Annotated in this window: 14 protein-coding genes; 3 read left to right on the top strand and 11 right to left on the bottom strand. The window is 70.2% G+C overall.

Annotated features, from left to right (window positions below; all coding sequences use genetic code 11):
- From NDR87_RS03350 to NDR87_RS03305, 10 genes are all read right to left on the bottom strand, one after another.
- Positions 1-1647: an ABC transporter ATP-binding protein gene (locus NDR87_RS03350; protein ID WP_251908830.1), complete on the bottom strand. Its 1647-nt coding sequence runs from the start codon at positions 1645-1647 to the stop codon at positions 1-3.
- The gene (locus tag NDR87_RS03345; protein ID WP_251908831.1) at positions 1634-12181 is read right to left on the bottom strand and encodes a non-ribosomal peptide synthetase; all 10548 of its coding nucleotides are present in this window, start codon (positions 12179-12181) and stop codon (positions 1634-1636) included. Before NDR87_RS03345 ends, NDR87_RS03350 begins: the two co-directional genes overlap by 14 nt.
- A 50-nt stretch (positions 12182-12231) precedes the next feature.
- The gene (locus tag NDR87_RS03340) at positions 12232-14040 is read right to left on the bottom strand and encodes an ABC transporter ATP-binding protein (protein WP_251908832.1); all 1809 of its coding nucleotides are present in this window, start codon (positions 14038-14040) and stop codon (positions 12232-12234) included.
- Positions 14037-15293 (bottom strand): lysine N(6)-hydroxylase/L-ornithine N(5)-oxygenase family protein, encoded by a 1257-nt coding sequence (locus NDR87_RS03335; protein ID WP_251908833.1) that lies wholly within the window; start codon positions 15291-15293, stop codon positions 14037-14039. The genes NDR87_RS03340 and NDR87_RS03335 overlap by 4 nt, the downstream gene beginning before the upstream one ends.
- Before the next feature lie 123 nt (positions 15294-15416).
- Entirely contained in the window at positions 15417-16463 is a 1047-nt protein-coding gene (locus NDR87_RS03330) for an iron chelate uptake ABC transporter family permease subunit (RefSeq protein ID WP_251908834.1), read from the bottom strand.
- Entirely contained in the window at positions 16460-17554 is a 1095-nt protein-coding gene (locus tag NDR87_RS03325) for an iron ABC transporter permease (protein ID WP_251908835.1), read from the bottom strand. The genes NDR87_RS03330 and NDR87_RS03325 overlap by 4 nt, the downstream gene beginning before the upstream one ends.
- Before the next feature lie 6 nt (positions 17555-17560).
- Positions 17561-18535 carry an ABC transporter substrate-binding protein gene (locus NDR87_RS03320; protein ID WP_251908836.1) on the bottom strand — a complete coding sequence of 325 codons (975 nt, stop codon included), beginning with the start codon at positions 18533-18535 and terminating at the stop codon, positions 17561-17563.
- Positions 18536-18728: 193 nt separating this feature from the next.
- Positions 18729-19175, bottom strand: a complete 447-nt coding sequence (locus NDR87_RS03315) for a protealysin inhibitor emfourin (RefSeq protein WP_251908837.1) — start codon at positions 19173-19175, stop codon at positions 18729-18731.
- A 154-nt stretch (positions 19176-19329) separates the two neighbouring features.
- Positions 19330-20937, bottom strand: a complete 1608-nt coding sequence (locus NDR87_RS03310; protein WP_251908838.1) for a M4 family metallopeptidase — start codon at positions 20935-20937, stop codon at positions 19330-19332.
- Between the two features lie 376 nt (positions 20938-21313).
- Positions 21314-22324: an alpha/beta fold hydrolase gene (locus tag NDR87_RS03305; protein ID WP_251908839.1), complete on the bottom strand. Its 1011-nt coding sequence runs from the start codon at positions 22322-22324 to the stop codon at positions 21314-21316.
- 130 nt (positions 22325-22454) lie between these two features.
- Here NDR87_RS03305 and NDR87_RS03300 point away from each other — a divergent pair, with 130 nt between their 5' ends.
- The 3 genes from NDR87_RS03300 (at position 22455) to NDR87_RS03290 (ending at position 24266) form a co-directional block, all read left to right on the top strand.
- Positions 22455-23045 (top strand): TetR/AcrR family transcriptional regulator, encoded by a 591-nt coding sequence (locus NDR87_RS03300; protein WP_251908840.1) that lies wholly within the window; start codon positions 22455-22457, stop codon positions 23043-23045.
- 29 nt (positions 23046-23074) lie between these two features.
- Positions 23075-23539 (top strand): potassium channel family protein, encoded by a 465-nt coding sequence (locus NDR87_RS03295; RefSeq protein ID WP_251908841.1) that lies wholly within the window; start codon positions 23075-23077, stop codon positions 23537-23539.
- 61 nt (positions 23540-23600) lie between these two features.
- Complete coding sequence (locus tag NDR87_RS03290; RefSeq protein WP_251908842.1) at positions 23601-24266, top strand: alpha/beta hydrolase; 666 nt, start codon at positions 23601-23603, stop codon at positions 24264-24266.
- A gap of 54 nt (positions 24267-24320) precedes the next feature.
- On the opposite strand, the gene NDR87_RS03285 is transcribed toward NDR87_RS03290, so the two are convergent.
- A complete protein-coding gene (locus tag NDR87_RS03285; RefSeq protein ID WP_251908843.1) occupies positions 24321-25082 on the bottom strand; it encodes an LGFP repeat-containing protein in 762 nt (253 codons plus the stop codon).
- Between the last annotated feature and the right edge of the window lie 42 nt (positions 25083-25124).

Raw genomic sequence — 25124 nt, 5'->3', positions numbered from 1 at the left:
TCACCGCAGCACCGCCGCCCGGTAGGCGGGATCCTCGGCCACCAGCGCCCGGTGGGTGCCCTCGGCGACCACGCGGGGGCCGTCGAGTACCAGCACCCGATCGGCGACATCGAGCAGGGCCGGGCTGCTGGTGAATACGAGCGTGGTCCGGGAACGGCGATGATCGGCGAGAGTGCGGGCGATCCGCTCCTCGGTCACCGCGTCCACCGCGGTGGTGGGATCGTGCAGCACCAGGACCTCCGGATCGGCGGCCAGCGCCCGAGCCAGCAACAGCCGTTGTCGTTGTCCGCCGGACAGATTCGCCCCGCGATCACCGACGGGATGATCCAGGCCCGCCTCGTGCATCCGCACCAGATCCGACAGCGCCGCGGCGTCCGCGGCGCGCTCGACATCGGCCCCCGTATCCGCCGGGTCGATATTCGATCGCAGTGTGCCCGCGAAGATCTCGCCGTGGTGCGGGCTGACCAGCACGTGCCGACGCAGCCGGGCCGGATCGAATTCGGCGAAGGGGCGTCCGGTGAGCCGCAGCGTATCGTCCGGGGTGGTGGTGACCGCCAGCGCCCGGGTCAGATCGGCGGCGATCCGCGGCGCGGCGACCACCGCCACGAACTCACCGGGCGGCACGCGGAACGACGGCTCGCCGACGACCTCGAGATCGCCTGGGCGCGGGTCCTTCTCGCCGGGTTCGAACGCCGGGCGCGCCGCGAGTACCAGGGCCACCCGCTCGGCGCTGGCGCGGGCCTGCATCACGTATTTCGGCATCTCCGAGAACAGGCGCAGCGGTTCGGCGACGAACTGGGCCAGCCCGACGGCGATGACGAACTGGCCCAGCGACAGCGTGCCCGCGAAGGCCAGCCACGCGGCGGTGACGGTCACCGCGGCGGTCAGGACGGCGTTGAGCGCCAGGCCGATTCCGGTGTACAGCGCGCTGGTGTTCGCGACGGTGATCGCCTGGTGGGTGGCCGCGGCGCTGCGGCGACGGTAACTCGCGTACGCGGCCGCGTTGCCGCCGAAGCCGTGCAGCGGACGCAGACCCGCCACCAGATCCGATACCGCCGCCCCCGCCCGCGCGATCCGGGCCTGCTGCTCCTCGGTGGCGGCGCCGATCCGCCGCGAGATCAGACCCAGGATCGTCAGGATGGCCGCGGTACCGCCGACCACCAGCAGCCCGAGCGGCGGGCTCAGCACCGTCAGCACCCCGGCGATGACGGCGACCGCGAGCAGTGAGCTCACCAGCTGCGGAACTACTTCGACGATATCGGCGGTCTGATCGGCATCGTCGGTGGCGATGATCAGCGTCTCACCCGACTGCAGGTCCAGCTCGGGCGGGACCGGCCGCAGTACCCGGTCGGCGACCGCGACCCGCCACCGATGCGCCTCGGTCGTATTGGCCCGCTGCAGAATTCGCATGCCGAAGCGCCACGAGTAGGACACCGTGCCGATCACCGCGGCCAGTGCGAGCAGGCCCAGGATCAGTCCGGTGAGCGACCCGGGAACGATCGCGCGATCGACGACGAGGCCGAGCACCACCGGTACCGCGGTCTCGGCGGCCTGGTACAGCGTCAGCAGCGCACCGCCCGCGGCCATCGCACCGGCATTGCGCGACACCGCGATTCGCAGCACCGCCCGTCCGCTATCCGGCGACACGGCGCACCATCGCTTCCGGGGTCCGCGCGGTGAACAGGTCGCGGATCGTGACGGCGGCCCCGAATTCGGCGCGCACCAACCCGATCAGGCGCACGGCGGGCAGCGAGTGGCCGCCGAGGGCGAACCAGTCGCTGGCCACCCCTACCTGTTCGGGATCGAGATCCAGTGCCTCGGCGAACAATTCGCACATGATGGCCTCCTCCGGGGTGGGTTCGCGGTCGGTGACCGCGCGCAGCGGCCCGCTCGGCGGCAGCGCGGCGAGGTCGATCTTCCCGTTGACCGTCAGCGGGAGCTCGTCGACCAGGGCGTACTCGCTGGGCACCAGGTGTTCGGGCAGATCGGCGGCGACCGCGGCGACGACCTCGGTGAGCTCGGCGCCGTCGAGGCCGAGATAGGCCACCAGGCGGAGGTTTCCGCCGTCGCCGGGCCGGGCGAGCACCGTCGCGATCCGGACCGCGGGATGGGCCGCGAACGCGGCCTCGATCTCGCCCGGTTCGACCCGGTGGCCGCGAATCTTGACCTGGGCGTCGGTGCGTCCGAGATATTCCAGGTGACCGTCGGGCCGCCGCCGCATCAGGTCGCCGGTGCGGTACATCAGCCGTCCCGGCCCCTCGAACGGGCAGGCCACGAACCGTTCCGCGGTCAGGTCCGGTCGCCCGAGGTAGCCGCGGGCCAGGCCCGCGCCGGTGACGTAGAGCTCACCGGCCATGCCGTCGGGCACCGGTCGCAGCCAGGTGTCGAGCAGGAATCCGGTGGTGTTGTCGATGGGCAGCCCGACCACCGGGTCCGGGCATTCGTCGGTGCCCGCGCCGAGGGTGTTGATCGTGTATTCGGTCGGTCCGTAGAGGTTGTAGCCGGTCGTCCCGGGCGTCTCGGCCAGCCGGGTCCACAGCGCGCGTGAGACCGCCTCACCGCCGAGCAGCACCAGCGGGGGCCGCGCGGCGGGGTCGTCGAGCAGCCCGTCGTCGAGCAGCTGGCGGGCGTAGCTCGGGGTCACATTGACGACATCGATGGACTCGTCGCGGCAGTAGGCGGCCAGGCGCGCGGAGTCCCGGCGCAGATCCTCGTCGCAGATGTGCACCTCGTGTCCGTCGGCGAGCCACAGCAGCTCCTCCCAGGACATGTCGAAGGCGAAGGACACGGTGTGCGCCACCCGGAACACCCGGCCCGCCGCGATCGGCGCGAAGATCTTGCGGCGATGGTTGGCGAGCATATTGGTGAGTCCGACGTGCTCGGTGAGCACGCCCTTGGGCGCGCCGGTCGAGCCGGAGGTGTAGATGACATAGGCGAGCTGACGCAACCGATCCGGATCGTCCGGTGCGAAGGTGGTGACCGGTGCGACGTCGGTGTGCGGCCGGTCCACCTCGAGCACCTCGACGCCGAATCCGGCCAGCCGGGCCGAGACCGCGCCGACGCCGAGCATCAGCGCGGGCCGGGCATCGGCGAGGATCGCCGCCAGCCGGGCATCGGGGTGATCGAGTTCCAGCGGCAGATAGGCCGCGCCGCAGCGCAATACGGCGAACAGCGCGGCGACGGTGTCGATCGAGCGCGGGATCGCCAGGGCGACAAGGTCGCCCGTGCCGATACCCGCGGCCGCCAACGCGCCCGCGATTCGCCTACTGCGCTCGCGCAGTTCGGCGAAGCTGAGCCGGTCCGAGCCGCAGACCAGCGCGGTCCGATCCGGGTAGGCCAGCGCCGCCCGATCGAATTCGTCCACGACCGTGTCCGTGCCGATCGGCCGCACCTCCGCGCGGGACGGGGCGGGTCCGCGCCGGGGCAGTGCGCCCAGCGCGGTGTCGGCCTCGGCCAGGGCGAGTACGAGCCGGATGTAGTCGTCGAGAAGCTCGTCCGGCGCGTGTGATTCGACGCGGCATTCGAGTTTGACCGTGATCCGCTCGCCCGGGGTGACCACCCAGGTGTAGGGGTAGTGCGTCGAATCGTCGAACCGCGCGGCGACGATGCCGTGCCGGTCGTACAACTCGGCGTAGGACCGCTCGTCGAGGAAGTTCTGCAGGACGAACAGGTTGTCGAACAGCGCGGGATGGCCGGTGCCGCGCTGGATCTCGCCGAGACCCAGATGTTCGTGCGGCATGGCCGCGGTCCGCTCCGCCTGCACGGTGGACAGGAAATCCGAGACACCGAGCGTCGGTCGCGCCCGGACCCGCATCGGCACCGAATTGAGCAGCGCGCCAACGACTCCGGACAGATCACCGAGTCCCAGGGCGGAACCGTCGCGACCGGAGACCGTAATGCCGAAGACCACGTCGTCCTGACCGGTCCGCGCGCCCAGCAGCAGCCCCAGCGCCGCGGTGAACACGGTGTTGAGAGTGACACCGTGCCGTCGTGTCGCCCCCCGCAGGCGCTGGGCGTCCGCCGCCGACAGGGTGCGCCGCACCTGCCGGGGCGCCAGCTGCGGCGTGGCCGGATCGGCCAGCAGCGTGGGAGCCGTGAGAACGGCCAGATGATCCGACCAGAACCGCTGTGCCGCGGTCGTATCCAGCTTCGCGGCGGCCTGGATCACGGGGCCGATGGCCGGTTCGGCGGGCAACCGCGACGGTGGATTGCCATCCCGATGTCCGGCATAGGCGGCCAGGATTTCGCGCAGCACCGTCTCCTGCGACCACCCGTCCCACAGCAATTGGTGGTTGCTCAGCAGCAGTGCGTCGTGGCCCCCGGGCAGGCGCAGCACGGTGAGCCGGATCAGCGGCGGCTCGTTCAGGGCGAACGGCCGGGCGCGATCGGCGCGGCAGATCGCCTCGATCTCGGATGCCGGATCGGCGGCGTGGGTGAGGTCGACCACCGCCACCGTTGGTCGGGCGGCGCGGCCGAAGACTTGTCGGGGTGTGTCGTCGGGGTCGACGACGAATCCCGCGCCGACCGCGGGATGGCGGGCGATGACCGTCTCCAGGGCGTCCGCCAGCGTCTCCGGCGATAGCGGCCGATCGAACTCCAAGTAGTTCTGCGCGATGTAATGCTCCGCGGCCCCGGTGGATTCGGCGGCGGCCGCCAGTTCCGACTGGATGTAGAGGCCGCGTTGCAGCGCCAACAGCGGCAGCGTCCATCCGTCGCTCGAATCACGCCGTGCGGCAATGCGTTCCAGGGCGGCTTGCCAGCCGGAGACGACGGTCTCGGGAACCGCGTCGGCCAGGGCGAATTCACCGCGCAGCCGACCAGCGGCGTCGATCCAGGCATTGAGTTCGATCGCGTACGGCGGCGGCAGCGGATCGTCGAGGGCGATCGCGGCGTCCTCGGTGGCGCGGCCGAGGTAGTTCACCAGGATCTGCGGCGCGGGCAGCTCCCGCAGCAGCGGCGCGGCCTGCGGGTCGAGGTAGCGCAGGGTGCCGTAGTCGACGTGGTGCGCCTCGCTCGGTAGGTTCGCCGACACCTGTGCGGCGGCGGCCACCGGATCGGTGGCGGGCGGCAGGCGCAGCGGGGCGATCGCGGTGAACCAGCCGACGGTGCGGGCGTAGTCGTGCCCGGGGGCCTGCGGCACCCGGCCGTGCCGCTCGAGTTCCACCACCAGATCCGACGGCCGCGGCTGCGTGGCGGTCAGCGCGACCCGCAGCGCGCCCACGACCATCGAGGTGGCGTCCAGGTCGTCGCCGACCTGGCGGACGAGCCGGGCCGTCGCCTCCGGTTCCAGGACGGCGATACGGATGCGGCGACCGGTGAGGTCGGCGACCAGCGGGGGAGCGGTGAGTACGTCGAGGTAGCGCCGCAGCGAACCGGTCGCGGAGCCGTCGTGCGCGCGCCGGACCAGGGCCGCGGCGAATTCGCGGTACGCGGTGGTGGCGGGCGGGAGGTTGCCACCGGACAGCGCGGTGTCCAGATCGTGCAGCAGGATCACCCACGAGATCGCGTCCACTACCAGGTGGTGCGCCACCACGACCAGGGCGTCGCGGTCGGGGAGCCAGGTGAACACGATGAGCTCGCCGGTCGCCGGATCGAGTCGCCGGGCGGCCTCGCGCGCCGCGGCGGCGGTGTCGTGCCCCACGACCGGTGTCACGGTGATCCCGTGTGGCGGGAGGGTTTCCAGCCGCCAGATGCGCTCGTCGGCCACGAGCCGGGCGCGCAGCATGGGGTGCGCCGCGACGATCTCGGTCACCGCGCGGTCCAGTCTCGCCCGGGTGGTGCCGGGCGGCACCGGCACGACCCGCGCCTGGGCGAATCCGGCGGGGAGGTCGCCGATATCGCGCTGGCGCAGGATGATCGGCGTGAGCGCGACCGGCCCGTCGGAGGGCTCGGTGGCGGGCGCGGTCGGTGCCGCATCGGAAACCGCCAGTGCCGCCAACGCTCTCGGGGTGCGGGCGTGGAACACATCGCGCGGCAGGAAGGTCAGCCCGCGGGCCCGCGCGCGATTCACCAGGGCGATGGCGATGATGCTGTCGCCGCCCGCCCGGAAGAAGTCGGTGTCGGCGTCGACCTGCGCGCCGTTCAGCACGGCGGCGAATTCCGCGGTCAGCACCGCCACGGTCGCAGGGGCGTCGGGTGTGGGACGACCCTGCTGCGGCGGAACCGTCTGGGGCACAGCGTGCTCCAACGCTCGCCGATCGAGCTTGCCATTGACGGTGAGGGGCAGTGCCCCGTGTGAGACCACGCGCTGGGGAATCAGATGTGCGGGCAGCTGTGCGGCGAGCAGTTCGGTGAGATCGGCGGGTGCGTCGCCGACGATATGTGCCACCAGACAGTCGGATTCGTGGTCCGCGGTGACCGCGACATCGCGCACCCCCGCCAGCTCGCGCAGCACCAACTCGATCTCGCCCGGTTCGATCCGGAAACCACGCACCTTCATCTGATCGTCGACCCGCCCGGCGTAGGCCAGCCCGCCGCCGGGCAGCAGCCGCGCGGCATCGCCGGTGCAGTACATCCGAGAACCGCCGGGGCCGAACGGATTCGCCACGAAGCGCCCCGCGGTCAGCCCGGGCCGCCGGTGATAGCCGCGCGCCAGCTGGTCTCCGGCGAGGTAGATCGTGCCCACCTGGCCGACCGCGACGGGCCGCAGCCCATCGTCGAGCAGGTGCACGCGAACTCCGGGCAGCGCGCGTCCGATCGGGCTGGTGCGGTCGTCGGCGAGGTCGTCCGCGGCCAGCGGGCGGTAGGTGACATGTTCGGTGGTCTCGGTCGGCCCGTAGACGTTGATCAGTTCCGGTGCGCCCGATTCACTCGCCCAGTCCCGCAGCCGGGCGGGCATGAGCGCCTCACCGCCGAGCACCACGCGGCGCAGCGCGGTCGGGCGCACGCCCCGCTCGCGCTCCGCGTCGAGGAATTGATGGAACGCGGACGGCGTCTGGGTGAGCACCGTGACACCGGTGTCGCAGACGAGGCGATGGAAGTCGATCGGCGACCGCGACAGCGCGTAGTCCGGAATCACCAGCGCGCCACCCGAGGTCAGCGCTCCCCAGATCTCCCAGACCGCGGCGTCGAAGGCAAAGGAGTGGAACTGCATCCACACGTCGTCCGGGCCGTAGGGGGCCGTGCGACGATCGGCGGCGAGCATGGACACCACCGCGCGATGGGTGACGACCACACCCTTGGGCCGACCCGTCGAACCCGAGGTGTACATGAGATATGCCGGTGCGTCCCAGGTGATCTCGGCCGGTGCCGCGGTGGGCGCCGGTTCGCCGGGGACGACGATGCGGGTAGCGATGCCCGCCCGGTCGATCAGGCCCGCCACCCGCTCGCGCAGCTCCGCGGTCACGAGCACCGCGGCCGGTTCGGAGTCGGCGAGCAGATATTCCAGTCGCGCGTCCGGATATGCCACATCGAGCGGGACATACGCCCCACCCGCCGCGACCACCGCCGTCAGGGCGACGATCTGTTCGACCGACCGCGGGATCGCCACGGCGACACGGGATTCCGGCCCGACCCCGGCCGCGGCGAGCACGCCGGTCAATTCACGTTGGGCGGCGGCGAGTTCGGCATAGGTCACGGTGTCGCCGGTGCCGTCCAGGCAATGCAGCGTCACCGCGGTGCGGGTGCCGTGGCGGGCGGCGGCGGTCTCGAACAGCGCGCCCAAAGTGGCCGGGGCGACCGCGATGTCGACCAGCGGCGGCCGGGCGGGGCCGGTGAGCAGGCGACCCAGCGCGGCGGTGAACTCCGCCACGACCGCGGCCGCCTCCACCTCGCGCAGCAGTCCGGTGTCGTAGATCGCGAGGAATCCGATCCGCCCGTCGGCGCGACGCAGGACCACGAGGGTCAGCGGGAACTCCGCGGCCCCCTCGGCGGTGAAGGCGGTGACTCGGAAGTCGGCATCCGGATGGGCGAAGGCGCCGATATCGGGATCGATGTCGAAGACCACCAGCGTGTCGAACAGCGGCCCGGCGCCCACCAGCCGCGACAACCGCGACAGCGACATGTGCTGATACGCACGCACCGCCTCCTGCTGCCCGGCGACCTGCGCGAGTACTTCCGCGCCGGTGTTTGTTTCGTCCCACCGCACCCGCACCGGAATCGTATTGATGAACATGCCGACCATGTCCTCGATACCGGGCACCTCGGCATCGCGGCCCGAGACGGTCGAGCCGAACAGCACATCACGCCGATCCACTACGCGCCCGAGCGCCATGGCCCAGGCGGCGTGCACCGCGGTACTCAGCGTGACGCCCGCCTCGCGCAGCGCGCTGTCGATATCGGGATCGGCCTCCACCAGATGTTCGGCGAAGCGGCGGGCCGGTTCCATCCCGCCCGCCAGCAGTGTCGGCCTGGCGTCGGCCAGCACCTCACGCCACACCTTCTCGGCCGCGGCGTCGTCGCGTTCGGTGAGCCAGCGGACGTAGTCGGCGAAGTCGCCGCGTGTGCGCGCGGCCCCCGGCTGCCGGTATTCGGTCAGCAGATCCGTCAGCAGCGGCTGCGCCGACCAGCCGTCGGCGACGAGGTGGTGAATGGTCAGCACCAGCCGCTGGCGTCCGGCTCCGCGATCGATCAGCAGATACCGCAGCAGCGGACCGATCGCGGGATCGAATCCGCGGGTCCGATCGGCCTCGATCAACGCCCGCACGGCCTCGTCGTCGAGCGCGGTGGCGTCGATCGATTCGACCGCGGGCGCGGCGCTCTCGGGAATCACCGACACGACCAGACCGTCGGACACCGCGATGAAGCGGGCCGCCAGATGCGGATGCAGCGAGCACAGCCGGGCCGCGGCCGCGCGCAGCCGGGCCGGATCGAGTGCGCCCTCGATTTCGAGGATCGATTGCTCGACATAGCTGTCCGCGGATTCGTCGCTGTATACGGCGTGGAAGTACAGGCCCTGCTGCAGCGGGGTGAGCGGCAGGATCTCGCGCAGTCCGGGCTGCTCGAGCCGGTCGATCTGTTCCTGGTTCAACGCGACCAACGGGAAATCGCTGGGGGTGTGGCCGCCGCCCTCGACTCGCGCGAGTTCGCCGAGCACTTCGAGATAGAGCCTGCCGAGTTCGTTCACCTGCTCGGTGCTGAGCAGATCCGCGGGCCAGGAGATGGTGGTGGCGAGTTCGATGGCACCGGAGTCGCCCGGTTCGGCGATCGAATTGAATTCCAGCGCGTGCGGCAAACGCATGGCGGGATCGCGGCGCTCCCCGAGCTGTCCGCTGGAACCGACGAGCCGCCAGGCCAGGCCGGTATCGGCGGAACTGCCGTAGCGGCCCAGATAGTTGAACAGCACCTGCGGGATCGCGTCGTCGCGGACCGGCTCGTCGGCGTAATAGCGCAACGCACCGTGGGACAGGCCGTTGCGGGGCACCGCGGCCAGCTGTTCCTTCACGGCCATCAGGGCGGTGGCCAGATCGGCCGTCGCCTGGGTGCCGGGGTCGACGAGCACCGGACACAGCGTGGTGAACCAGCCCACCGTGCGCGACAGATCCGGTTCCGGGCGATCGGGCCCGGCGACGAAGCGGCTCTCCCGGCCGTGCCCCTCCAGATGCAGCCGCAGGCGGGTCCGCGCCGGCTCATCGTGCCAGCGGGCCAGCGCCACCGCGAGCGCGGTGACGAGTACGGGCGTGGGCGTGGTGTGGAAGGCCGCGGGCAGGTGGATGAGCACGCGCGCGGTCGCGTCCGGGTCGAGCGTGACGACCAGGCTGCGCTCGGCGGCGACGGTATCCTCCGGGCCGAGTGGGCGGCCGCCGATCCATGCCTCCGCCTCGGGTGCGGCGCTAGTGGAATCGGTGGCGGCCCAGTCGTCTTCGCGGGTGGCGCGTTCGAGGAGCTCGGTCCACCGGCGCAGCGAGGTGCCCTCGGCGGGCAGGCGCACCGCTTCCCCGCGGCGCAGCTGGTCGGCGCCGAGCGCCAGATCGTCCAGGATGATCTGCCAGGACACGCCGTCCACCGCGATGTGGTGGGCGACCAGCACGAGTTGCCGGTCGGCGCGCCGCCACACCGCGCGGAACATGATGCCGCTGTCCGGGTCCAGTTCGGCGGTCGCGGCGGCGACGCAGTCGGCCACGGGGGCGTCGCTGATCGTCCACGCGCGGCGCGTCGAGACCTCTTCGGGGATATCGAAACTCCACGACCGCCCGCGAACAAGCCTGGCGCGCAAGGCCGGATGGGTCCCGAGCAGCGCGGTGGTGAGCGTATCGAGTGCTTCCGGCGTGAGATCGTCGGGCGTGCCGACGACGACGGATTGGATGAATCCGTCGATGGCATCGGTGATTTCGCCGAACCAGCGCAGGATCGGCAGGCCGCCGATCGGCCCCACGGGGATATCCGCGGTATCGATCGCCCGCCGAGTGGAGGTCGCGACGGCCGCGAGGCGGCGCGGGGTGCGGTGGGCGAAGACATCGGTCGAGGTCACCGCCAGACCCGCGCGGCGCAGCTGGGCGATCAGCGCGATGGCGATGATGCTGTCGCCGCCGAGTTCGAAGAAGTCCTGGTCGATTCCGGCGGCGGGAAGTCCGAGCACCCGGGCGACGGCATCGGCGATCGCGCGCTCGGTCGCCGTACCGGACACATCCACCGGTGCGGCGGGCTCGATCTCCGGTTCGGGCAGGGCCTTCCGGTCGACCTTGCCGTTGGCCGCGAGCGGGAACGAGTCCAGCACCACGACCTGCGCGGGCACCATATGGTCGGGCAGATTGCCGGTGGCCCAGTCGCGCACCTGCTTGGGTCGCAGTTCGGTATGCCCGGGTGCGGGAATGACATAGGCCACCAACTGGATTCCGCCGTGTGCGTTGCGCCGGTCGATCACACAGCTGTGCCGCACCGCCGGATGGGCGGTCAATGCGGTGGCGACCTCCTCGAGCTCCAGCCGGATGCCGCGGATCTTCACCTGGAAATCGACCCGGCCGAGGAAGTCCAGCGAACCGTCCGGGCGGTGCCGGACCAGATCCCCGGTGCGATAGAGCCGGGATCCGCTGTCGTCGAACGGATTCGCCACGAAACGCTGCGCGGTGATACCCGGTGCGGCGACATAGCCGCGGGCCAGCGGCAGGCCGCCGATGTAGAGCTCTCCGGCCGCCCCGACCGGAACCGGGCGCAGCGCCTCGTCGAGCACGTGGAAGCGGGTGTTCGGATTCGGGAATCCGATCGAGGTCGAGGTGCGCTTGTCGTCGCCGCGATACACGATGTGCGACACCGCGATCGTGGCCTCGGTCGGCCCGTAGCCGTGGTACATCGGCGCGTCGAGCTGTTTGCGGAAGCGCAGATACAGCTCGGGCGTCAGCGCCTCACCGCCGCACCACACATGCCGCAGGCTCTCGAGCCGGTCGGTGCCCTCGGCGATCTCGAGTAGGACATCCAGCATCGACGGGACGAAGTCGACGAAGGTGACCCGGTGCGTGGCGATGGTGTCGAGCAGATAGTCGGGATCGCGCTCACCGCCGGGCCGGGCCACCACCACCCGCCCGCCCGCGATCAGCGGCAGCAGCACCTCGTTGACCGACATGTCGAACGTCAACGGCGCCTTGAACAATGCCGCGTCGTCGGCCCCGAACGGCATGATCCCACCGGCCTGCCACAGCAGGCGGTCGGCCAGCGGCTCGTGCCGGATCATGGCGCCCTTCGGGCGGCCCGTGGTGCCGGAGGTGAACAGGATGTAGGCGATCTCGTCGCCGTGCGGATCGCATTCCACGGGGGCGCAGGGGTATTCGTCATAGCCCCAGTTGTCGAGATCGATGGTGAGGACCTCGGGTTCGTGCTCCGCCGGATCGACCGCGGCCGAGCCGGGCGCGGCGAACTGGACCGCGACGGCGGCATCGGCGATCACCGCGGCGCGGCGCTGGGCGGGCCATTTCGGATCCAGCGGCACGAAGGCGCAACCGGCCTGCAGCGTGGCCAGCATGGCCAGGACGGCACCGGCCGAGCGCTCCATCGAGATGCCGACGACCCCGCCGCGGCCCAGCCCCCGCGCGCGCAGCGCATGCGCCAACTGGTTGGACAGGTCGAGCGCGGTGCGGTAATCGATCGTGCGCGGCCCGTCGACGACGGCTGGTGCGGCGGGATCGCGCCGAGCCTGATCCCGGAAGCGCACAATGACATTCGGCCGCGGGCCGGAGGTATCGGTGTCGTTCCACGCGCTGGGCGGGTAGTCGCCGACGGGGGTGATGGGTCGGGTGGGCGCTGCTGCCACGGGAAGTACTCCTGAAATCTGTGAATGCCGGGAAGATCGGGTGGCGGCCGTCAGTGCACGCGGTGGGCCGCCGCGGCGCTGTGGTCCTGGCTCCAGGCCGCCCAGAGCCGTGCGTAATGTCCACCGGCGCGGCGCAATTCGTCGTGCGTGCCGATTTCGACGATCTGCCCCGCGTCCATGACCGCGACCAGATCGGCGGTCACCGCCTGGGTCAGCCGATGCGCGACCAGCAGGGCCGTGCGCCCGGCGCAGGCCGTGCGTGCCGCCTGCTCCAGCGCCGCCGCGCCGTGGCTGCCCGCCTCCGCGGTCGATTCGTCGAGCACGACCACCGGTGCGCGGCCGAGAATGATTCGGGCCAGTGCCAATTGGGCCGCCCGGGTGGGATCGAGGTAGAGCCCGCCCGCGCCGATCCGGGTGTCGAGTCCGTCGGGGAGGTCGGCCACCCAGTCCGCGGCCCCGGCCGCCGCCAGCGCGGCGCGCAGTTCGTCGTCCTCGGCGTCGGGCGCCGCCAGCCGCAGATCCGCCGCCAGGGTCCCGGCGAAGACGTGGGTCTGTTGCGTCGACAGGGCGACACGCTCGCGGACACCGGCCTCGTCGAGTTCGCCGATATCGGTGTCGCCCAGGCTGATTCGGCCCTGATTCGGGGCGAGCACGCCGGCGACCAGCGCCGCCAGCGTCGACTTGCCCGCGCCGCTTGCCCCGACCAGTGCCACGGTGGCACCGGCCGCAATATCGAGATCGATGCCGCGCACGGCGTCGGTGTCGCTGCCGGCATAGCGGTAGCGCACCCCGCGCAGCGCCACCCGCAGCGCGGTGGCGGGCGCGGACGCGGCCGCGGTGCTGCGCACCAGCCGCCGGTCACTCGGTTCGGCGAGCACACCGACCAGCCGGGTCAGGCTGGCGCCGGACTTTTGCGCCTCGTCGAAGCAGTACATGATCATGCCCAGCGGATTGAACAGCCGATGGAACAGCAGCGGGGCGGCCGCGGCCGCGCCGAGGGTGACCATGCCCGCCTTGGTGAGCGCGAATCCGGTCGTCAAAACGGCCGCCAGCCCGATGAGCTCGGCGCGGTTCTCCCGCCCGACGAATCGGCCGAACAGGTGGAAGCTGCGGATGCCCAGATCGCGCACCCGCAGCGACTGTTCGGTCACCCGGCCGCGGTACTGCCGCTCCAAACCGTAGGCGCGGATGGTGTCGATGCCGTCCAGCCCGCCGATGAGCACATCGGCCCGATCGCCCTGGGCCTCGCGCTGCGCGCGATACAGCGGCGCGGACCGCGGCAGATACCAGCGCAGCGCCAGCGCGTACGCGGGCAGCGCCACCGCACCGGCCAGGCCGAGCCGCCAGTCCAGCCCGAACATGCTCGCGACGGCGACGCCCACGAGCACGGCGGCCGAGAGTAATTCGGGTACCGCGGTGCGCAGCCCGCGCGAGACGACCGCGACATCGTCGCCGACCCGCGACAGCACATCGCCGCGCCCGGCGGTCTCGACGCGGGCGATGGGCAGGGCGAGCACGGTGCGCATCGCGCCCTCGCGCAGCGCGGACACCAGGAGTGCGCCGAGCCTGCCCAGGCAGGCGACCGAAATCGCGGTCACCACCGCCCCCGACAGGCCCGCGGCCACCATGAGTGCGCCCAGCCGGATCGCCGACGCCCGGTCCCCGCCACCGGTGACCGTATCGATGATCCGGCTCAGCAGCAGGAACGGAATGATCTGCAGGGCCGCGCCGCCGATCGAGGTAGCGATGGTGGTCACCGTGAGCAGCGGTGTGCGGCGGCAGAATTCGGCCACCCACCGGGCGGACGCGCGGGCCGAGGCGGTGCGCAGCCGCGGTGTGGTCGGTTCGGGCGCGCTCACCGGCCGACCGCCACCGACCGGCGGGCCAGCACGGAATCGAGGATCTCGCCCGCGCGCACCGCCACATTCGACAGCAGCGACGAGCTCAGCCCGTGGGTGTGTTCGCAGCCGCCCTGCACGTAGATCCCGGCGGTGACGGCAGCGGTGGTGCGGACCCGGTAGTCGCGGGCGATGGTCGCGGCCTGCCCGTCCGGGGTGTACTCCGCGATCAGGTCGCCGAACAGCGGGCGCAGATCGGCGGGCCGGAAGCCGGTCGCGTAGATCACCGCGTCGCAGTCCAGCGCGTCGACCGCGCCGGTGAGCCGATCGGCGAGGATGGCCCGCACCCCGTCCGCGGTCTCGACCGCCGATTCCAGCGCCGAGGCCCGGCGCACGAACAGCCGCCTGCGCCCGGAGACCCGCTCCTCGTACTCGATGTCGTAGAGCTCGCGCAGCAGATCCGGATCCACGCAGGAGTAGTTGGTGCTGCGGTGTGCCGCAAGCAATCTCCGGCGTTCGGATTCGGGGGCGGCGTGGAATTCGTCGACCGCGAGTGGGTCGAAGACCCGGTTGGCGAAGGGGCTGTCGTCGGCGGGCAGATAACCGTATCGGGAGATGACGCTGTGCACCTCGGCATCGGGATGGATGCGGTGCAGGTGGCGGACGCACTCGGCCGCGCTCTGGCCCGCGCCGAGCACGACGAAGCGCCGATGGCGCGGTCGCGGCAGCTCGGCGAGCCGTGGTAGCAGCGCGTTGTTGTGGAACCGGCGCGAGGTCTCCACGACCCCCTCGGGCAGCGCGGGCCGCAATCCGGCGCTGACGACGACATTGCGGGCGACCAGTCGTTCCCCGGTGCTCAATTCGACCTCGAGTTCCGCCCCACCCGCCGTGGCGCGCACGGCCACCGCGCGCGTGCCGTAGTGCACCGGGGTGTCGACGCGCGCGGCGGCCCAGGCCAGGTAATCGGCGAATTCCCTTCTGCTGCAGAAGAAGGTCTGCCGGTTGACGAAGTCGACCAGTCTGCCGTGCTCGTGCAGATAGCTGAAGAACGAGTACGGACTTGACGGATTGCGCAGGGTGACAAGGTCTTTCGGGAAAGGCACCTGCATCGTCGCGCCCTCGACCATCATGCCCGGATGCCAGGCGAACCGCTTGCGGGCCTCGACGAAGACCGCGCTCGCCGCCGCGTGGCCGTACTCCTCCCGTGCGATGGCCAGGGCCAATCCCGAAGGCCCGAAACCGATTCCGACGATGTCGTACGTTCGGCCGCTCACCGCGCGCTCTTCTCCTTCTGTCGAGAACTGCGGCCCGGAGCTATCGCGGATGCCGCATAAGTTAGGTAAAGCAAACCTAAATAAATTTCCAGGGGAAAGCATGCGGACCGTCTGTGGCCTTGGTCACATCTCGGTCCGCATATTGCGCCGGACCATGACGTACACCAGGAACGGACCGCCCACGAGGGCCGTCGCGAGCCCCACCGGCATCTCCCCGGCCCAGACGGTGCGCAGCAGCCAATCCGATCCGGTCAGCAGCACCGAGCCCACGAGCGCCGAGGTCACCAGCGGGGGAGTGGCCGATGCGGTGAACCGCAGCGCGAGTTGCGGAGCGACGAAGGCGACGAACGGAATCGGTCCGGCGGCCGCCACCGCCACTCCCACCAACAGGACGGCGATGATCAGCAGGATCGCCCGCACCCGTACCAACGACACCCCTAATCCGACGGCGACGTCGTCCCCGAGATGCATGGGACCCACCGCCCGGGCCACCGCGAGCGTCGCGAGCACGGCGATCACCAAACCCACTGCCGCCGTGCGGACATCGGCCCAGTCGCGGCCGTTGAGCGAACCGCTCAGCCAGCCCTGTGCGGCGACCGCGCCGTGCATATCGGCCTTGGCGATGAACCATTCGGTGAGCGCCTGCATGAGCGCCGTGATCGACACCCCCACGAGGACGAGGCGATAACCGTCCATGCCGCGGCGCCAGGCCAGCAGGTAGACCACCAGCCCGGTGAGCAGCCCGCCCGCCATCGCGGCGCCCGTCGTACCGAGAAGCGCTGTGACCGCGCCGATTCCGGTCACCCCGGTGGCCGCGGCCACGGCGACGGCGCCCGCGCCCGCGGTGATGCCGAGGACATCCGGCGACGCGAGCGGATTGCGGGCCACCGATTGCACGATCGCGCCCGAGAAGCCCAGCGCCGCACCGACGGTGATCGCCACCAGCGCGCGGGGCAGCCGGAACTCGGTCACCACCACGTGGGTTCCCGGATCGTCGGACCAGCCGGTGAGCGCCGCGATCACCGCGAGCGGCGAGAGCGGATAGTCGCCGCTGGACACCTCCAGGCAGCCGAACACCGCGACCAGCGCGGCCAGGACGACGACCACCGCGACCACCCGGGGTCGCAGCGTCAGCGACAGCGGTCCGGCCCGCAGCACCGAGCGCCTCATATCCGCACCATGCGCCGGGCCAGCGCGAGCGCGACGAAGCACGGCGCGCCGATGAGCGAGAGCATGATTCCGACCGGTATCTCCCCGGGGCGGGCCACGATTCGGCCCGCGGTGTCGGCGTAGACGGTCAGCACCGCCCCGACCAGCGCCGCGCACGGCACCAGCCAGCGGTAGTCCGGACCGGTCACCCGGCGCGCGATGTGCGGGGCGATCAGACCGAGGAACGCGATGGCCCCGCAGGCCGCGGTGGCGCCACCGGCGAGCGCGGTCAGGGTCAGCACACCGACCAGGCGCGCCCGAATCACATTGGTGCCCAGGGCGCGCGCGATATCGTCGCCCAGGTTGAGCACATTGATGCGCCGGGCATGCGCGAAGGCCACGGCCATACCGCCGATCATCAGCGGTGCGGTGGTCCAGAGGCCACTGTAGCCGCGGCCCGCGATGGAACCGGTGTTCCAGTAGCGGTTGACATTGAGCGCCGCGCTGTCGGACAGGATGGTCACCGAGGTGAGCGCCCCGAGAAAGACCGAGATCCCGGAGCCGACCAGGATGAGGGTCAGCGGGCTCATCGCGCCGGTGCCGATGCCGGACAATCCGAAGACGATTACGGCCGCGATCGCGGCCCCGGCCAGGGCGAACCACACGTATTGGATCGGGGCGCCCAGACCGAGCACGCTGATGGCCGTCACCATCGCGAAGGCCGCGCCCGCGTTCACGCCGAGCAGGCCCGGGTCGGCGATCGGATTACGGGTGTGCCCCTGGATCAGTGCCCCGGCGGTGCCCAGCGCCGCGCCCGCGACGATCGCGATGAGCGTGCGCGGCAGGCGCAGCGACTGCACCGTGAGCGCGGCATCGTTGCGGGCGGCCCGGTCGGGACTCATCGCGGCGATCGTCGCCGGATCGGTCACGAAGCGTTCGGACAGCGCCGCGGCGAGCTGGCCGGGGGGCAGCCAGTGCGCGCCGATCGCCAGCGAGGCGACGACGCCGCCGGCGAGCAGGGCCAGCAGGACGAGCACGCCGCCGACGCGTCGCCGACGGGTGCCGCGGGTCGCGGAGAGCTGTTGGGCGGCAAGGATTGTCGGTGCCGTCATGGCGGGTCAGCGTTTCGGCAGGGCGTGCTCCGCCTGGGACACGATGGCGTCGATCGCGATCGGCAGCGACAGCACGGTCTGCCAGGCGAAGGCCTTCTCGGCCTCGCCCTCGAGGTAGATCGCGCGATTGTCGCGCATGGCGGCCAGCACCGCGAAGGCCGGATTGGCGGTGATGGTGGCGCGGCCGCCGGGGGTGTAGGACATCTGGTCCCAGACCAGCAGATCCTGGTCGAGAATCCGCGCATTCTCCAAAGAGAGATTGGCGAAGAACTTCTCACCGGTGAACCGGTCGTACTCGGCGGGCGTGGTGAAGCCGAGGGCGTGGAAGAAGCGCGACCGGGAATCCTGGCGGCCGAACACGCTGAGCTCGTTGCCGCTGAAGGTCGCGACCGACACCGTGCGATTCGCCCACTGCGGATTGGCCGCCCGGGCGGCGGCGAAGCGCGCGTCGACATCCCGCACCAGCTGATCGGCCTTGGTCGGTTGGCCGAGCGCCGCCCCGATCTGCTTGGTCACCTCCTGCCACGGCTGGCCGTAGTCGATGTACTCGCCCTTCTGCGCGATCACCGGCGCGATCTTGGACAGCGCGTCGTAATCGCGTTGGGTCATACCGGAATACACGCCGATGATGAGATCGGGCTTGACCGCCGCGACCTTCTCCGGGGAAATGGAGTCGCTACCCAGATCGACCAGATTCAGGCTGGCGCCGCGCAGCTGCGGCTGCTCCCAGGACTGCACGTCGTAGTCGGCCCACTTGCGCGCCAGCACCGGCACCGCGCCGAACGCCAGGACGAAGTCCTGATCGCTGTAGCCGACGACCGCGATGCGCTGCGCCGCCTTGGTCACCGTGGTCGAGCCGAATCGGTGCTGGATGGTCACCGGCAGCGCACCCGGTTCCGCGACCGTGCCGACCCCGGAATCGGCGCTCTGCCCCGACGATCCGCAGCCGACCAGCGTTCCGGCCAGCAGCAGAATTCCCATCAGAACAGATCGTGCCGATCGACGCGCGCCCACCGAGGCTCCCAACTTTGCGTAGGCTTACCTAAATCGCGTCGACCTTTTCAGGTGGTACGGTCCCTGTCAAGTCGCCTGCGGATTCGCCCAGGCCCGATGGGGGTGAAACACGTTGCCGCCGATTCGATTCCGGGTCGGCGGTCGTATCACTCTAGCGCGCTCATTTGCCGCTGCGGTGCGAGCCGATCTCCTTGGTGAGGGTGATGACCTCGGTCAGCAGCTCGGGGGATTGGCTGCACTCGTCGGTGGCGATGTGCTTGGTGTTGCCGTCGCTGTAGGTCACGGTCACCTCGTAGGTGAACGCGTCGCGGCAGCCCGTCGGTTCGATGTAGCTGTCGGCCAGCCCCCGGAACTGCTCGCCGCCGACCTTCTCCAACAGCGTGCCGCGGCGCTGGTCCTGGACGCTGGCGTCGACGGTGTAGAGCTCGTCGACCCCGGCGAAGCCGCCGGTCTGATTGACCTCGACGCGAGTGGCCGTCGGAACGGCCGCGCCGGAACGGGATTCGCCGCTGCCACCGCAGGCCGCCGCGGCGAGGATCAGCGCGACGAGCGCGGCGGCAGGAACCAGCAGTCGCACGATACGGCGGCGGGACCGGAATTCGCCCATGGCCGAACGATATCGCGCGCAGCCGGCCGGGCACCGTCACTTCGGCCGGTGGCGGCCGCCGATAGGGGTTCGAGGTCGCGAAAAGAACGCCGCACCGGTCGAACGACCGGTGCGGCGCCAGGGCCATTTCATTCAGTTGTTCGCCGATGGATTGTCAGGACGCGCTGGCCGGGACCGGCATCTTGACCGCCCGCACGGCATTGCGCACCTGGTCGCAGTCGGCGGCGGTGAGGCCACCCACCCGGTTCTGTACATTCGCGTTGCACGCCGCCGACAGGGCGCTGCCCAGGCGGGCGTAGCCGGAGTTGGACGTCAGCATCGTCTGCGTGGTCCAGTACACCGCGGCGGTCTTGTCGATGCCGATACCGGTGACGGTCACGCCGTTGTGGGTGCCGCCGTCCACCATCAGCGAGGCGGCCTTGTTGTTCACGCCGCTGTTGATGTGCACGCCGCCGTTGTCGCCGCTACCGGTGTACCAGTACCGTCCCCGATAGGTGTCGGGGTCGCTGTGGGCGTTCGGGTTCTGCATATTGCGGATCACGCCCAGGGAGCTGCAGGCGCCGAGCTTCCACCGGTTGGCCGCGGTGTTGCACGGGTTGGCGGTGTCCTTCAGGAAGGTGAACTCGCCGAACACATCCGACATGGACTCGTTGATCGCACCGGGCTCGTTGCGGTAGACCAGCCCGCTGGTGTGCTGGGTCACGCCGTGGGTGAACTCGTGGCCGACGATGTCCTCGGTGGCCGCACCGGTGCCGAAGGCCGCGTAGCTACCGGTCCAGAAGGCGTTGCGGTACGGGCACTGGCCGGGGGCGCACAGGCGGACGGTGGCGCGCAACGCCTTTCCGTGACCGTCGCTGGAGCTGGTGCCGATCAGCGCGGTCATATCCTTCAGCCCGGTGTAGGTGGCGTAGAACCGGTCGGTGTTGCCGATGTAGTCGTAGGCGTTGTCGACCTCCTGGATGCCGACGGGCGGGCGGCCCTCCCACCGGGTGGGTCGGACGCTGCTACCGCAGGCGGCCTGGTTGGGGTTGATCTGCCGGTTGGCGTTGTCGCAGACGACGCGGTTGAGATGCTTGACCTCACTCCAGCTGTCGAGCACCTTGCCGGTGTTGTTGGCGTCGACGAAGACGGTCCAGTGGCCGGGATCGCCATCCTTGCCGTCGCCCTTGACCTCGACCTTGAATGCCGGGACCGCGACGCTCTTCGCGGTCTCCTTGCCCGCCAGTTTCGCGTCGTACCAGTAGGCCTTGGTCTCGGTGGCGCTGAGCTGATCGGCCGGGACCTTGGCCTGCTGGGCGATCGTCTTGACGGCGGTGGCCGACACCTGGCCCGACGGTGTCTTCGTCCGGAACTTGCCCTCCGCCTTGCGGGTCAGCGAACCGGTGGCCGCCAGCAGCGAGCCGTCGGTACCCAGCGACTGCGACACCGATGCCCCGAAGACCGGGACCGAGTCGATCTCCTGGCGCAGCCGCGCCGTGGCTCCCTCACCGATCGGGAAGGTGGAGTCCACGACGAGGGTGCCGACCGAATCGCCCGGGGTGAAGACCTTCTTGACGCCCTCGGCGTGCACCTGTGCGGCGGCCTCGGGCAGAGCGGTCTTTCCGGACGGGGTCGGAAGTGGTTGTTTGGGCACGGCCTGCATGACCTCGCCCTCGGCATCCTTCAGCACGTCCTTCGGCGCCGCGGACAGATCCGAGCTGCCCGGCGTCGGAGGCGGAGCCTGTGGATTACCGTTGGCCGCGGTGCTGGTCGCGAAAACCATTGATACAAAAGCGATTACCGTCAGGGCGGAGCGAGCCGTCCGTCTGTGTGTGGCGTTCATGCTTTTCAATATGAGCGTGGCCGGGTTCGGGCGGGGCCGAGTTGTCCGTGGAAAACCGCGGGCTACCGCGTCGGTCGCCGCAGCTGTTCTGCCGCAACGCCTTTCGAGAGGGCATGGATGCTGATGCGTCGCCGCGCGCATTGAATCGGGATGTCTCGTGAAATGTGCTGCCTGATAAGGAAAATGGTTGACAGGCAGCGAAAAGTATACAGAGCAAATAGATTCGGACAAACCCGTCGCTCTGTAACTTTCACTGTATCGGGCAGCGCCGGAAAGATCGAATCGGCGAGCAAAGTGGCGTGAAAACCCCTATGCCTCAACCGCTGCCGGACAGGAACGCGGCGATGTCGGCGGCGATTCGGTCGGGATATTCGCCATTGAGGGCGTGGGAGGCGTCCTCGTAGACAGCTACGGTGCCGCGCGGCAGTACGCGGCGAGCATGGGTGGCCGCCGCCGCGCTGTCGTGCATGACCGACCTCCCGGCGATGATCGCGAGATAGGGCATTGCCAAACCGCGCAGTTGGGCGTCGTCGAACGTGGTCGGTGCGGGCAGCGCGATGCGGTAGTGCCGCATCCCGGCCTCGATCATATCGGCGACCGGTACTCGTTCCACCGGGGCGCCGCCCGCGGTCCAGCTGTTGAAGTCGTCGCGCCAGCGCTTGGGAAACCAGCGCACCGAGGCGGGGATCGAACGCAGTACCGCCCGCCACGACATCGGGGCGAAGGTCATGACCGGGTCCAGGACGACGACGCCGCCGATCCGATCCGGTTGCCGGATGGCGAGATTGGTTGCCGTCCAGCCGCCGATGGACACCCCGACGAGCACGATCTCGCGCACCGGAAGCTGTGCGATGGCCTGATGCAGCCAGGCGGCCTGCTCGGCATCGTCGACAATCGGCCTGCTCTGCACGCTCGCGCCCGGCTCGCCGAGCAAATCCACCAAATACACCGTGCGCAGCCGCCGCAGCGATGCCAGATTGTCGGCCCACATCGGCGCGGCCGCCGCGCGACCGGGAAGCAGCAGCAGCGGCGGCGACTGCGGATCGGCGCCGTCGAAGCGGTACATGCGCACCACGCCGTAGTCGGTGCGCAGGTCCAGCGATGCGCTCGGCGGGGGCAGTTCGGCCATGGCCCGGCGGTACGTCCGGAGATATTCGTCGTATCCCGCGGCTGAGGTGAAGTGGCCGACCGGAGCGGTGTCGCGCACGGCCAGCCAGCCGATCAGCGCCGCGACGAGTGTCCCCGCCACGGCGGCGAGCGCGATGCGGCGACGCCGATGCGGCCGCCGGGGGCGGGCCTCGGTCGTATCGGTGACGTCATCGATCATCGGACATCCTTCGCGCACTTGCCGATTCGTGATCGCTACGGCCGGGACCACGCTGGTCCAAAATAACACATCTATGTCTCATTAAGAGAGCCCGATGTCGCAATGTCACCGGGAATGCTACGTTCGCCGCATGGTGAGGAAGGGCCGCGGTACCGCGGATCGACCGGTTGCGAGCGGTGTCCGATCGAGGACGCGGGCCGCGATCGTCGAGGCGGCCCTGGCGGTTTGGGCACGCGAGATCGCCGCCCCGCTGACCGATATCGCCGAGCGCGCGGGCGTCAGCCGCAGCACACTGCACCGGTATTTTCCGGAACGGCAGAATCTGCTCGACGCGGTGCTGATGGAGTCGCTGCGCGTCCTGGACGCCGTCGTGGCCCGGGCCGCCGACGCCGCGACGCCGCTCGATCGCCTGACCACGCTGCTGCGCTCGTTCGTGGAGGTGGGCGACCGTGTCGTGTTCCTCTACGCCGATCCCGACCGCTTCACCGGCAATCCGCACTGGCGCCCGGTCGGCAACCGGTCGCTGCGCACCCTGATCGAGGCGGCCCAATCCGACGGCGTCCTCGACGCCGCCCTGCCCGCGTCCTGGATCGAAGCCGTGTTCAACGCCCATATCTATGTGGCCGCCGAGGCAGCGCAGGCGGGCGCGGAGCCTGCTCATGTCATCGCCGATCGCGCGGTGCGCACCCTGCTGGGCGGTGTGGCGACGTCGGGGCGCTAGCGGCTCAGCGGCTGCGCGCGGCACTGCTGGTGCTCGACACGCTCGATCGCAGCCCGCTGACCCGGGCGCGGACGTCGGTATACGTCGGGGTGAGTTCGCTGCTGATCCTGTTCCTGTGCGGCCTGGCGATGTTCGACGCCGAATACGGTGCCGAGGGCGCCAATGTGCGGGACCACGGCGACGCCCTGCGGTGGACGGCGGTTTCGGTGACCACCGTCGGATACGGCGACTGCTATCCGGTCACCACCGAGGGCCGCCTGGTGGCGCTGGTGCCGATGACCTTCGGCATCGGTCTGATCAGCTTCGCCATCGGTACCACCACCAGCTGGGTCATCGACCAGCTGAAGGCCGTCGAAAAGTCCACCGAGCGAACCGATCTCGAGGTGGGGCGACTGCTGGAGGAGATTCGCGCGCTGCGTGCGGAGGTCGCGGCGCTGAACGGTACGACGTCGGCGGTATCCGAATCGAGCGGGGACGAACGAAAGTTCACATAGCGTGCGAGCAGAACCGTATCTCGCGGTAGTCTGCGGTGACGGGCATGGCGGGAGGCAACCGATGAGCACATTCGTTCTGGTGCACGGTGCCGGGGACAGCGGTTGGTACTGGCATCTGGTGGCGACCGAATTACGAAGTCGCGGCCACGATGTCGTCGCGCCCGACCTTCCGGCCGGTGACGACTCGCTCGAACTGGCCGATTACGTCGATGCCGTCGTCGCCGCCGTTGGTGACCGGTCCGGATTGGTGGTCGTCGGCCAATCCTTCGGGGCGTTCACCGCCACCCTCGTGGCCGAGCGGCTGCGAGCGGAGCTGCTGATCCTGATCGCGGGCATGGTTCCCGCGCCGGGGGAGCGCCCCGACGACTGGTGGTCGGCCACCGGCTACCGCCAGAGTGCGATGGACGTCGGCGACACCTACGAGCTCTACTACCACGACGTACCCCGCGACCTGGCCGACGAGGCCCTGCGCCGCGAACGCGACCACCCCTCGGCCGCCTCCGGCGCCGCCCCCTGGCCGTTGCCGCACTGGCCCGACGTGCGCACGAAATTCGTGCTGTGCACCGAAGATCGGCTGTTCCCACCCGATTTCCTGCGCCGCGTGGTCGACGAGCGGCTGGGCATCACGCCCGACGAAATCGCCGCCGGTCACTGCGTAGCGCTGTCCCGCCCCGCCGAACTCGCCGACCTCTTCGACCGATACGTCACCGACCGCGCTGACAATTGATCGCATCCGTCTGCCACACTCGACTTCTCCATGACGGTGTAGCGACGGATCGGGTCAGCGGGGTGGGTACCACTCGATGCGGCCGCCCTGGAAGTCCTGGGCTCGGCCGTTGTTGTAGTCGTACTCGTCGCTGATCGGGTAGCCGTAGCGGCCGTTCTCCCAGTTGTTGTTCGCCCAGATGTCTCGGATCGCGCCGACGACGACGCGGGCCCCGGTGGTCGAGGACCAATAGATCGAGCCGCCCTCGAAGTGCTGGCCCGCGCCGTTGTTGCGGGCCTGGAACTCGTCGGTGACGGGGAAGCCGAGGCGGCCGTCCTCCCAGGAGAGGGTCGCCCATTTGTCGCGGATCGCACCCCAGGTGTTGTGCGCCCCGGTGTTGTGGGACCAGTGGATCGTGCCGCCCTCGAAGTGGTTGAAACGGCCGGGTTTACGGGTCGGCAATTCGCGGGTGGTGGGGTAGCGCAGGGCGCCGTTCTCCCAACCGAGGTCGCCCCATTTGGCGCGGATCGCGCCGCCGATCTGATTGGCGTGCCCGCCGGAGACGAGGGGGTGCCAATAGATGGAACTGTTGCGTTCGAAGGCCTGCCAGCGCCCGCCACGCGCCGCATCCGATTCCGGGTTGATGGCATTGCCGAAGAACGGATAACCGCCGACCTCGTCGTATTCGACGCGGATGGCTCCGTAGATCGGGTAGGGCTGCGCCGCGGCTTCGACGGGAGGCAGCGCCAGCGTGGTGACCGCGGCGAGGAGTGCGGCGGTGCGGAGAGCGCGAGCGGGCCGACGACGGTGCGACGGAAGTTTTCGAACAGATGGCATGACCCCTCCTGATGTCCCCGAACCCAATGAAATTTTACCACC

The sequence above is a fragment of the Nocardia sp. CDC159 genome (genome assembly GCF_023740735.1).
GTDB classification, from domain to species: domain Bacteria; phylum Actinomycetota; class Actinomycetes; order Mycobacteriales; family Mycobacteriaceae; genus Nocardia; species Nocardia pulmonis.
Note: the sequence above shows the minus strand (reverse complement) of the source record. Positions and strands in the feature narration are given on the sequence as shown.